The sequence below is a fragment of the Chryseobacterium antibioticum genome (genome assembly GCF_012927325.1).
In the GTDB taxonomy this organism is placed as follows: domain Bacteria; phylum Bacteroidota; class Bacteroidia; order Flavobacteriales; family Weeksellaceae; genus Chryseobacterium; species Chryseobacterium antibioticum.
The window spans coordinates 67,521-78,985 of the sequence record NZ_JABBGI010000022.1; the positions used below are offsets into that span (position 1 = coordinate 67,521).

Consider the following 11,465-nt stretch of genomic DNA (forward strand, 5'->3'; position numbering starts at 1 on the left):
CTGATATCTGATGTCTGAAATCTAGTATCTGAAAAAAATCATAAAATAATGCAAAATATAGCAGGAATAGACATTGGTGGTTCACATATTACCATGGCTCAGGTTGATCCGGAGAAGCGTGAAATTATCAGTTCCACATATGTAAGAGAGCATGTAGACTCTTTCGGACCTCGGGAAGCCATTTTTTCAGCCTGGATCTCTGCCATTGAAAAAGTGGCTGTTGATTTGGTTAAAAAGGATCTTCTGATTGGGATAGCAATGCCCGGTCCTTTCGACTATGAAAACGGAATCTCACTGATGCAGCAGGGAAAATTTATCGATATCTATAAGGTCAATATAAAAAAAGAATTGGCCGAAAGACTATCGATTTCCCCTGATCAGATTCATTTTGTGAATGATGCCGGAGCTTTTCTGGAAGGAGAAGTTTTTGGAGGCTGCGTACAGGATTATAGCAGGATTTTTGGAATCACTCTGGGAACAGGATTGGGGACGGCTTTTTATGATGGAGAAGTGTCGTCAGATGAGGATCTGTGGGATTCTCCTTTCATAGACTCTATCTGTGAAGACTATCTGGCGACAAGATGGTTCGTGAATCATTATTATGCTTTAACCGGTGAAAAAATATCAGGAACGAAAGACCTGCTGGATAAGCCGGAAGAAATACAGAACAAAATGTTTGATGATTATGCAGATTCTTTCGCGGAATTCATTGTAAAATATGTGAAAAATTATGACCCTGAAGTTTTGGTTATAGGTGGAAATATTGCAAAAGTTTATCCTTACTTTAAAAAGAGGTTAAATCAACACCTGGAGGAGCATAAAATCAATCTTCCTATTAAAATTTCCGCTATTTTTGAAGATGCTGCTATTCTCGGTGCTGCGGGCTATGCCTTAAAGAAAGCCCGAATCAATTTAACAAAATGATACCATGAAGTTTTTATTTTCAACTTTTTTTATTGTACTTAATATCTTTGCATTGGGGCAGGGAATATCTCCTGCGGACTATGTGAATCCTTTAATGGGAACCCAGTCCAAACCATCTTTATCCAACGGGAATACCTATCCCGCCATCGGACTTCCATGGGGAATGAACCTCTGGACGCCACAAACCGGAAAAATGGGTGACGGATGGGCTTACACTTACGATGCAGACAAAATAAAAGGCTTTAAACAAACGCACCAGCCATCTCCCTGGATGAATGATTACGGTGCTTTCGCCATCATGCCGGGAGTCGGTAAACTAAAATTTAAGGAGGAAGAACGGGCAAGCTGGTTCAGCCATAAAGCAGAGAATGCAAAACCCTACAGCTACAGTGTTTATCTGGCGGATATCAATGTAACGACGGAGCTTACTCCAACGGAAAGAGCCGCCTTTTTCAAATTTGATTTCCCGAAAACAGACAGCGCATATGTCGTGATTGATGCTTTAAACAAAGGTTCTTACATTAAAATTATTCCCAAAGAAAGAAAAATTCTGGGGTACACCACGAAGTATTCCAGAGGAAAATATGATAATTTTAAAAACTACTTTGTCATTCAGTTTGATAAAGATTTTGACTTAACGACGACTTGGAAGGACAGCGTTTTTGTGAAGAGTCAGTTGGAAATGACCAGCGATCACGCCGGGGCAATCGTTGGGTTTAAATTAAAAAATAAAGAAAGTGTTTATGCGAGAACAGCTTCCTCATTCATCAGTTTCGAACAAGCAGAACTGAACCTGAAGAGAGAAATAGGAAGCAGAAATTTTGAACAGGTAAAAACGGATGCTAAAAATATCTGGAATAAAACCTTGGGCAGAATTGAAGTAAAAGGCGGAACAGATCAGCAGATGAGAACCTTTTATTCTTCGCTTTACAGAACATTATTTTTTCCTCAGAAGTTATACGAGATCGATGCCCGGAACAACGTAAAGCACTGGAGTCCTTATAACGGAAAAATCCTGGATGGGAAAATGTTCGCAGGAACAGGTTTTTGGGATACGTTCCGTGCTTTGTATCCTTTTCTGAATCTGGTCTATCCAAGCATCAATGTTGAAATGCAGGAAGGTTTGGCCAATACATTCAAGGAAGGAGGCTTTCTTCCGGAGTGGAGCAGTCCCGGATATTCTGATATTATGATCGGAAACAATTCAGCTTCGGTGGTGGCAGATGCTTATATCAAAGGACTTCGCGGATATGATGTGGAAACCCTTTGGCAGGCCGTTAAACATGGGGCCAATAACGAAGGCCCGATCGATGCGGTTGGACGTAGGGGAGTAAACTATTACAACACTTTGGGCTATGTTCCTTACGATGTTAAAATCAATGAAAATGCTGCCAGAACGCTGGAATATGCGTACGATGATTTTGCGATTTATCAGTTAGGAAAAGCACTGGGAAAACCTGCTTCAGAAATTGATATTTACAAAAAAAGAGCAGACAATTATAAAAATGTATTTGACCCGGCAACAGGTCTGATGCGCGGTAAAAATAAAGACGGAAAATTCCAGTCGCCATTCAACCCGTTCAAATGGGGCGATGCCTTTACCGAAGGGAACAGCTGGCATTATACCTGGTCAGTTTTCCAGGATATTGATGGCTTGTCTAAATTAATGGGTGGCAAAAAGAAATTCGAAGCCAAGCTGGATGAAGTTTTCTCCCTTCCACCGGTCTTTGATGATAGCTATTATGGAAGTGTGATCCACGAGATCCGTGAAATGCAGATCATGAATATGGGACAGTATGCCCACGGAAACCAGCCGATCCAGCATATGATCTATTTATACAACTATGCCGGAGCACCATACAAAACGCAGTACTGGACGAGGCAGGTAATGGATAAGCTGTATTATGCAACGCCGGACGGCTATTGCGGGGATGAAGATAACGGACAGACTTCTGCGTGGTATGTATTTTCGGCCTTAGGATTTTATCCGGTAACACCTGCCACAGATCAGTATGTTTTGGGAGCACCGCTTTTTAAAGAAGCAGTGATTCACCTGGAAAATGGTAAGACAATTGAAATAAAAGCACCGGCAAACAGTGCAGAAAATCTATATGTTAAATCGCTAAACGTAAACCTTCGGTCTTATTCAAAAAACTGGCTCAGCCATAAAGAATTGACGAACGGAGCGGTGCTGGAATTTCAGATGGACAGCAAGCCGAATAAAGAAAGAGGCTCTGAGGAAAAGGACTTTCCCTATTCAATGTCGAAGGAATAATGATCAACAAACTTTATATTTGAAAAATAATTTTAGAACAGGAATAAATTATGAGTGCAGAGAAAACAGAAATATTCGATAAGGTAGAAAAAATGCTGGAGAACCAGGGTTTTACTATTGCTGCAAAAGATAATACAAGACCCTGGGGTGGCTTTTTCGTGATCGACGAAAATCAGGCTCAGGATTTTGCCAATCAGTATTTTGATGGGATTAATGTAGAAAGCCTGAAAATAGGAGGAAAACTGAGCCCTAAGATCCTTTTGGTTGCCCCGGATGCCCGTTTAAGCTGGCAGTACCATCACCGCAGAGCAGAAATCTGGCAGGTAGTGGAAGGAACCGTTGGGATAAAAACAAGCAATACGGATGAAGAAGGAGAACTGAAAGAATACCATCCAAAAGATCAGATCAAACTTCAGCAGGGTGAAAGACACAGGCTGATTGGGCTTGACGGTTGGGGTGTAGTAGCGGAAATCTGGCAACACACTGATGCTTCTAACCCTTCGGACGAAGATGATATCGTAAGAGTACAGGACGATTTCGGAAGATAATATCTGCAAAACAAAAAAAGACTGTTTTTGAGACAGTCTTTTTTATTTGTATCAAATAACCTCTAAACCAAGTTAATTTCTTTCTTATTTGTGTTTTTAAGTTTTCAAAAAGTTCTTGAGGTTATCTGTACATCAATAATTTTTTTCATCATTTTTGTTTCCTGTAAAATTTCCCGTTTGGAATAAATTCTTATTGGGTTAATTTTACTGGTACAAAGTAACAGCTTTCTAAAATAAAATTCCCTATAAATAGTATCGATGTATATCGGTGAATCATAGATGTTTATCTATGAAAACAGCATCGAATCGATGCTGTTTTACTTTTATGTTGTAGGTAAATATAAACCTTATAGGTTTTCGAAAACCTATAAGGTTTGCTTGTTTATTTGTAATCAGTTTGTAGCCACCTTCATCAGATCAACTTTGTTGATTGCTCTTTCCTCCCTAAAATCTACACTACAAAAAATCAATTTTACGTTTAAAAAAGCTTAATGATTAGAAAGTTACGTCCAGCCCCACATAAAAATTAGCCTTCATAATTGGGGCATACACCATTCCGCCATCAAAATAATTTCCAAAAGGATTTCTGAAATCAACAATTGCATTTTTCTGATAGTAAGAAGTAAGATTCTCACCTCCCAAATAAGCTCTGATCTTTTTATTGAAATTCCTTGAGATCTGTGCATTCAATACCGCGTAGGATTCAGAATATACCGGTAACTGGAATTCAGCAGGATTACTTGATGTCTCCGGAAGTCGCTGCTTTCCTACCCAGTTCAGGGTCGTATCAAAACTCCAGAATCCACCTTTATCATTTTTATTCGTTGCATAGGCAAGATTCACAAAACCTCTATGCTTAGCCATGAAAGGAACTTCTCTTCTGCCATCAATATAATCTGCCTGAACATCATAATATTTATAAGCCAATCTTACATCAAAATTTTTGAAAGGTGTAAAATCCCACTGCGTCTGGAAAGAGTTTGCAAAAGATTTCCCTTCTAAATTATAGAAGGTAAGCTGCTGTGGAGACCGGTCAAGATCTACAAGCACCTGATCCTGAAAATCTGTTCTGAAAAAATCAGCGACAATTGAAGATTTTCTACCGAAAAGCTTGAATTCCTGCTGTAAGCTGGCTCCATAGTTCCATGCGATTTCAGGTCTTAATCCATAAATATTTCCACCATTCTGCAGGATCTGAATACTTCTGTTCGATGCAAAATACTGTTGGTTTTCTGCAAAAACATTAGCCGTTCTGAATCCTCTTCCCGCAGAAAGTCTTAAGATCGTCTGAGGGGTGAAATCATACTTAAAATTAACTCGTGGGGTAAACTGAGTTCCCGCAAGATTATGAAAATCTGCTCTGGCTCCTGCTACTAAAGTATATTTTAATCCGGTCAATGTATATTCAGCGAAAATTCCCGGAACGATTTCATTTCTCTTCATATCATCCATTAGGTACGTTTCCTCGTAGCCGTCATATAAAAAGCTGGCTCCGGCCTTATACTTATGGTTTGTATTTCCGATGATGCTTTCAAAGATCAAATTTGAGTAATAGGTGTGTTGCTTGCCTGCATAGTTTCTCAGTCCGAAAAAGCTATCCTGCTGATGATACACGTATTGGTTCATCCATCCTAAACTCTGATAAGGTTTTCCTTTAAATACATATCCTGTTTTATTCCAGACCTGGAATCTTGAAATATCAATACCTACACCATAAGCACCCTGTTTGTCCTGAGGTATCTTTTTATCAAAACCGATCTGTCCGGCTGTCCGCTCATCTCTTAGAAAATTGATCCCGAAATGAGATCCGAATCCGGATTTTTCAAGGTCATTGTAATTAAGGAGATAAGCGGCATTGATTTGCGTTCCTTTCGGTCTGTCCAGGAAAGTGTCGTCATTCATATCCGTATCTCCGAAAGTTCCGTTTCCGTGCAGTAAAAAGGTCTGAGACCATTTATCGTTGATAGGAGAAACACTGGTGATATTGGCTTCCGCTCTTCCATTGAAATCAGCGAAAATATTTAATGAAGTTTCAGGCTCTTTGGCATTTTTCAAAAGCTCGGTGTTGATCTGTCCTGTGATACTTTCGTAGCCATTTGTAACCGTACTTCCCCCTTTTGTCAGCTGAATGCTTTCAATCCATCTTCCGGGAATGAAATTTAATCCATAAGCCGAAGCAAGACCTCTGATTTCAGGAAGAAGCTCCTTCGTTAAGCTCGTGTATTTTTGATCCAGTCCAAGCATTTTTAATTGTTTGGTTCCCGTAACGGCATTGCTGAAAGAAACGTCTACAGTGGCATTGGTTTCAAAGCTTTCTGAGAGGTTACAGCAAGCTGCTTTCAGTAATTCCTTTTTATCGATATTAAAAACAAGACCTGCTTCCTTTTTGCTCAATGCAGTGGCTGCTTTTGAACCGGTAATAGTAACCCCTTCAATGCTTTTTTCGGAGGGTTTATGGTCTTCAGTATGGGTAGCTTGCTGATGTTCTTTATGGTCATCATGTTTTGCTTCCTCTTCAAAATGAACATCCGGATTGGCTTCTCCGAAAGGAATATCCCTGTCATACAGACAACATCCCGGCAGGTTTTTATAAACTGCATCTGTTGTTTTGTATTTTTCGTTGTCATGACCGGCATCGGCAATAGCTTTTAATACTTTGTCGGATGAGGTTTTTGAAGCATCAAATTTTAAGGTTACTGTCTGCTTTTCTGCGCTCCATTCTGCAGAATCTGCACCAGCTGTTTTTGCTGCCTTTTCAATTCTTGCTTTGCACGAAGCACAGTTTCCTTTTACATAAAACTCATTGTCTTTTTTAGCATGATGCTGATGAGCTTCCGCAGAGGGGGACTGAGAGTCTCTTTCATAATGACAACATCCCGGCAGACCTTTATAAGTAGCGTCAGAAGACTTGAATTTTTCATTGTCGTGGCCGGCATCAGCTACTTTCTTTAGGATTTCATCTGTAGAAACTTTACCGTCGGTTTCAAGGGTTAAAGTTTGCAGATCGATAGAATAAACTGCAGTTTTAGCACCCGCTTTTTTGGCCGCAGTTTCTATTCTGGTCTGGCACATTTCGCAGTTTCCTTTAACTTTGAACTTACTTTTTGATAGGTTTTGTGCTGATATAAAGTGTACAGACAGGATCAGTAGACCAAGAATGAACTTGGAAATATATAATTTCATTTTGTTTAAAAGTTTAGATTAATTATCAACTGTCCATTAAAATGTTTAACGGACTCATTGTTTGAGAATTAACCTATTTTAGGCGGTTGCCAGATCTCTTTTAAACGGTCTGATAAATGAGGTGGTGAATATTGGAACTGAGGATTCTTATTGGCTTTGTAATAAGACAGTTCGAAATGTAAGCCTTTAGAAAACGGTGTTTCTATATAAGTATAGCATGCAACGCACGTTGAACAGCAGTCATCATTGCATGAAGACTTTGTATCGTGGTCGTTACTGTTTTTTGAAGTGTGATTTTTGCAGCAGTCGCTCTTTTCAGCCTTAGCTTTGCAGCATGTATCCTGTATAGATTGAGAGTAGAAGCTGTCTTTAGGAACTAAAAAAATTCCTAGACAAAAAATAACTGCAAGAATGTGAAACAGCTTCATCTCTGCAAAAATACAAAAATTATGACAAAGGATCACCAACTTTTAGCGCACAGTTGTGCCAAGGTTCTCCGTGTGCCGGATTCAGTTTGGGTTTTGGTCCCGTTGGAGCTGGTGCTGTTACCGGACCGGGAACGTTTTGTGCACTTTGAACAGGTTGTGGTGTAGATGTCGGTGCCGGTGTTGGCTTACTGTTTAAAGGCTGACCTACTGGAATATCACATCTGTGACCTGGTTGTCCGTGTGGTGGATTCATACCGGGAGCTGTTTTCACCTGCTTTCCATTGTTGTCGATCACTACTTTTCCCGGTGACATAGAATTTGGGTCTATTTTAATGGCATTGTTGGGAGTTGTTGCCACGTTTTGCGGTGCTGCCTGTCCTGGTGCCGGACTTCCATTCAAAGGCTGTCCTACCGGGATATCACATCTGTGGCCTGGCTGCCCGTGTGGAGGATTCATAGCTCCGGCTGGTGCAGCTACAGCGGTAAGGTTGGGTTTATTAGATTGGATGCCTGCCTGCTCCATTAGAGAAGCTTTGGGCGCTGAATTCACAGCCACATTGGGCTGCTGAGCACCTGCCTCTTCTTTTAAATAAGTAGCTTTTTCATCTTTGTTACATGAAACGGCTAACACTGAAATGGCGATAACGCCTAAGAATGTATTTTTCATATCCAATCGGTATGAAACAAAATTAGCAAAACATTTTTAATTGTTTTGCTAATTTTATATTTATAATATGGTTTTAGAACTAATTTTTAACTAAAAGTCTAAATCCTTCTCCGTGAACGTTGATAATTTCCAATCCTTCATCGTCTTTTAACAGCTTACGAAGCTTGGCGATATATACGTCCATACTTCTTGCCGTAAAGTAATTTTCCTTTTTCCATATTTTTCTCAAAGCCAGATCTCTCGGCATGAAATCGTTTCTGTGGATACAAAGAAGTTTTAACAGTTCATTTTCTTTTGGAGAAAGTTTGTATTCTTTATCACCTACTTTCAGTTGTCTCAGCATAGAGTCAAAGAAAATATTACTGATCTTGAATTGCTCCTGTTCTTCATTTTCTAAAGTAGAGCTTCTCTGCAGGATCGCTTTGATCTTGTATAAAAGAAGTTCCGTATCAAACGGCTTTGTAATATAGTCATCTGCACCCAGTTGGTATCCCTTAAGGATATCTTCTCTCATATTTCTTGCCGTAAGGAATATGATAGGCGTATTTTTATCGATTTTTTTTACGTCTTCAGCTAATGAAAACCCATCTTTTTTAGGCATCATCACATCAAAAATACAGATGTCAAATTCATTTTCTGTAAATTCTTTCAAACCCTGTTCTCCATCTGTAGCAAGGTTTACTTCAAAATTATTGATCGTCAAATAATCCTTCAATACTGCCCCGAAACTCTGATCGTCTTCTACTAATAATATTCTGTTGCTCATGATTTTAATAATTAAAATTAATGATTAAAAATTAAGAATGAACGTTCTCACTCTATCTTCTATATTTTGTTATTTGGTTCTATATTTTAATGATAATCGATCAATGATTCTTTGCTGTAATCTGATCATTTATCATTGACTTCTCATCACTTATGATTTAGCTCATCGGCAGCTTGATCGTAAACGTACTCCCTTTGTCTTTGTGGGAATCTACGATGATCTGTCCTTTGTGCAGTTCTGCAATTTTCTTTACGTAAGAAAGTCCCAGTCCCTGTCCTTTTACATTGTGAATGTTTCCGGTTTCTTCCCTAAAGAATTTTTCAAATATTTTGGTCTTGTTTTCTGTTTCCATTCCCATTCCCTTATCGGAAATTTCTATGACGTACCAGTTTCCTTCGTTTCTTGTCTTCACATGAATCTCGGGTGCATCCGGTGAATATTTGTTGGCATTGTCCAGTAAATTCACCAGCATATTTGAGATATGGAATTCATCTATTTTGAACGTATAATTCGTTGCATTGAATTCCTGTGTCAACGAGCCGTTCCTTTGCTTTACAATAAGATTAAAAGATTCCGTTGTTCTCTTAATGAGCTCACGTACGTTGGTTTCCCTTAAGAAGAGTTCTACTTCATTTCTCTCAAGTTTAGACATGTTCAACACGTTTTCCACTTGCTTTTTCATTCTTAAATTTTCCTGCTTGATCAGTTCCGAGTAGTATTTTACCTTCTCGGGATTGGTTGCGATCTTGTCGTTGGCTAAAGAATCTGTTGCAACAGAAATTGTTGCCAGCGGCGTTTTAAACTCGTGAGACATATTGTTGATGAAATCTGTCTTTACTTCTGCCAGTTTTTTCTGTCTCATCATATAATTAATGGAAATAATATAAATTCCCAGAATGGTCAGTAGAGAGAGGAAAGTTCCGAGAAGCATCGGCCAGTTGTTCATGGCCAGTGAGTATTCTTTTTTAGGAAAAACTAAAGCCAGACTGTATAAAGTCCGGTTTTTAACATCCGTAAAAAGAGGGTAGCTGTAGGTATTGTTATCTTTTTTCTCTTTGTATGATTTATTGACAACACTAGTGAGATTGTTGTTTTTGTCGATGACTCCATACCCGAATTTTGCCGTGATTCCTTTTATTTTCAGCTCTTTTGCGATCACAGAATCAAGAATATTGGCGTCTACTCTTTTAGCAATTGGAAGATTGGTGCCGAGTACTTTTACAAATTCCTTTACGGCGTAATCTCCGTTTTCGATATCGTTGTTAAGCTCTGAGGTGAGAAGCTCACGGTTGGTTGTATCCTTTTTTATCTTGTAGGTTGCATTGTCAGTATACAAAGTCGTCAGCTTTACCGAATCACCTTTTGGAGAGATCGGAAGCTGAGTTTTTGATATAATATTTTTGGAATAGATGATCTGGCGTTGTGTACCGGAATCTTCTACTTGTTGGATCGTGGTTAAAGAAGGTTGGTCTTTATTGGCAAGAATATTGTTTCTTAGATTTTTATAATCCTGATTCAGATATTTATCTGCTTCAATTTCTTCAATATTTTTAGCCGTGTTTTCTAAGGCGGAATACACTTTATTCGAAAATTCCTGTTCCAGAGCACCGTAATAACCTTTCAGCCAATAAAATTGGAGCGTAACAAAGACAATCAGTGAGATCGTCATAAACACTGAAATTATTGGGATGAATTTGTTATTCATTACTTGATTTTATATGTTTGAAAAAGATGAATGTTAAAATTAATTATTTTAAGACTTGATAAACAAAAAACGAGCCAAAAAATTGTTTAATTTCTCTTAAAAGGTAGTTTTTTAACAATTATTTATGAATTATAAATTACTTGTCCTATGGAAAGTCCTGTACAGAGATAAAATAGCTAGCTTTGTTAAAAATAACTACTTATGGAATCTACTATCATTTTTAACAAAGATTTTGATTTGAACACTGTCTATGTCATGAAAATTTATGATGCTGATGTTTCAAAAGTGTGGGGCTATTTTACCCAATCCGAATTATTGGATCAATGGTGGGCTCCAAAGCCCTGGAAATGCGAAACCGTAAAACAGGATTTTAAAGAGGATGGAGTCTGGCATTACTCGATGGTAGGACCTGATGGTGAAAAAATGTACGCCCAGGTGAAATATGGTGAGATTACCGAACATAGAAGCTTTGACGGAACGGATGCTTTCTGCGATGAAAAAGGAAACATTAATGAAAACTTTGCACCGTCGAAATGGCTGTTCGGTTTTACCGGAGTAGAAGAAGGAACTAAAGTGACCATCAATATTCATTTTCCTTCTCCGGAAACCATGAAGCAGATGTTGGAAATGGGCTTTGAAGAGGGATTTAAGATGGGACTGACACAGCTTGAGGAAATACTCAAATAAGGTGAAGATCTGAGAAGGACCGTCATTGGTGTTTCTTATGTTTTGGCTAAAGCCTTTAGTGCATTGTAAAGGAAAAGACGGGCTAAAGCCCAATGTCATTAAGTTATGGATTTAATACGTTGATTATCAGTTATTTTAATTGTTTTTTTGGTTTGTTTTTGTATATTTAACAGTGAATCAAGCAGTTAAATCGAGAAGAAAAAAAGTAAATGATATTCTTACTTCTCTTCAAATTGAAATTTCTCATAGCTTTACAAAGAAAAAATTTGTAGTTGATGTGAG

9 protein-coding genes are annotated in these 11,465 nt (G+C 38.5%); 4 read left to right on the forward strand and 5 right to left on the reverse strand.

The window, feature by feature from the left end; translation table 11 throughout:
- The first annotated feature begins 48 nt into the window (after window positions 1-48).
- Genes HHL23_RS16500 through HHL23_RS16510 form a run of 3 tightly spaced genes read left to right on the forward strand, consistent with a single transcriptional unit; the run spans window position 49 to window position 3,747 of the window.
- A complete protein-coding gene (locus HHL23_RS16500; RefSeq protein WP_169235887.1) occupies window positions 49-924 on the forward strand; it encodes an ROK family protein in 876 nt (291 codons plus the stop codon).
- Window positions 925-928: 4 nt separating this feature from the next.
- The gene (locus HHL23_RS16505) at window positions 929-3,199 is read left to right on the forward strand and encodes a GH92 family glycosyl hydrolase (RefSeq protein ID WP_169235888.1); all 2,271 of its coding nucleotides are present in this window, start codon (window positions 929-931) and stop codon (window positions 3,197-3,199) included.
- A gap of 50 nt (window positions 3,200-3,249) precedes the next feature.
- Window positions 3,250-3,747, forward strand: a complete 498-nt coding sequence (locus tag HHL23_RS16510) for a cupin domain-containing protein (RefSeq protein WP_169235889.1) — start codon at window positions 3,250-3,252, stop codon at window positions 3,745-3,747.
- A 495-nt stretch (window positions 3,748-4,242) separates the two neighbouring features.
- Here HHL23_RS16510 and HHL23_RS16515 read toward each other — a convergent pair whose 3' ends face one another.
- The 5 genes from HHL23_RS16515 to HHL23_RS16535 all read right to left on the reverse strand — a co-directional run bounded on the left by HHL23_RS16515 (window position 4,243) and on the right by HHL23_RS16535 (window position 10,496).
- On the reverse strand, window positions 4,243-6,930 hold the full coding sequence (locus HHL23_RS16515; protein WP_185194886.1) for a TonB-dependent receptor domain-containing protein: 2,688 nt from the start codon (window positions 6,928-6,930) through the stop codon (window positions 4,243-4,245).
- 68 nt (window positions 6,931-6,998) lie between these two features.
- On the reverse strand, window positions 6,999-7,358 hold the full coding sequence (locus tag HHL23_RS16520; RefSeq protein WP_169235890.1) for a hypothetical protein: 360 nt from the start codon (window positions 7,356-7,358) through the stop codon (window positions 6,999-7,001).
- 19 nt (window positions 7,359-7,377) lie between these two features.
- Complete coding sequence (locus tag HHL23_RS16525) at window positions 7,378-8,025, reverse strand: hypothetical protein (protein ID WP_169235891.1); 648 nt, start codon at window positions 8,023-8,025, stop codon at window positions 7,378-7,380.
- 79 nt (window positions 8,026-8,104) lie between these two features.
- Complete coding sequence (locus tag HHL23_RS16530; protein ID WP_034700772.1) at window positions 8,105-8,791, reverse strand: response regulator transcription factor; 687 nt, start codon at window positions 8,789-8,791, stop codon at window positions 8,105-8,107.
- Between the two features lie 157 nt (window positions 8,792-8,948).
- On the reverse strand, window positions 8,949-10,496 hold the full coding sequence (locus HHL23_RS16535; protein WP_169235892.1) for a sensor histidine kinase: 1,548 nt from the start codon (window positions 10,494-10,496) through the stop codon (window positions 8,949-8,951).
- Between the two features lie 201 nt (window positions 10,497-10,697).
- Between HHL23_RS16535 and HHL23_RS16540 the strand changes: the two genes are divergently transcribed.
- Window positions 10,698-11,183 carry an SRPBCC family protein gene (locus HHL23_RS16540; RefSeq protein ID WP_169235893.1) on the forward strand — a complete coding sequence of 162 codons (486 nt, stop codon included), beginning with the start codon at window positions 10,698-10,700 and terminating at the stop codon, window positions 11,181-11,183.
- Window positions 11,184-11,465: the final 282 nt, after the last annotated feature.

Bases quoted from the DNA above. Each gene is read 5' to 3' on its own strand.
- HHL23_RS16500 (WP_169235887.1), top strand. From the start codon at position 49: ATGCAAAATATAGCAGGAATAGACATTGGTGGTTCACATATTACCATG.
- HHL23_RS16505 (WP_169235888.1), top strand. From the start codon at position 929: ATGAAGTTTTTATTTTCAACTTTTTTTATTGTACTTAATATCTTTGCA.
- HHL23_RS16510 (WP_169235889.1), top strand. From the start codon at position 3,250: ATGAGTGCAGAGAAAACAGAAATATTCGATAAGGTAGAAAAAATGCTG.
- HHL23_RS16515 (WP_185194886.1), bottom strand. From the start codon at position 6,930: ATGAAATTATATATTTCCAAGTTCATTCTTGGTCTACTGATCCTGTCT.
- HHL23_RS16520 (WP_169235890.1), bottom strand. From the start codon at position 7,358: ATGAAGCTGTTTCACATTCTTGCAGTTATTTTTTGTCTAGGAATTTTT.
- HHL23_RS16525 (WP_169235891.1), bottom strand. From the start codon at position 8,025: ATGAAAAATACATTCTTAGGCGTTATCGCCATTTCAGTGTTAGCCGTT.
- HHL23_RS16530 (WP_034700772.1), bottom strand. From the start codon at position 8,791: ATGAGCAACAGAATATTATTAGTAGAAGACGATCAGAGTTTCGGGGCA.
- HHL23_RS16535 (WP_169235892.1), bottom strand. From the start codon at position 10,496: ATGAATAACAAATTCATCCCAATAATTTCAGTGTTTATGACGATCTCA.
- HHL23_RS16540 (WP_169235893.1), top strand. From the start codon at position 10,698: ATGGAATCTACTATCATTTTTAACAAAGATTTTGATTTGAACACTGTC.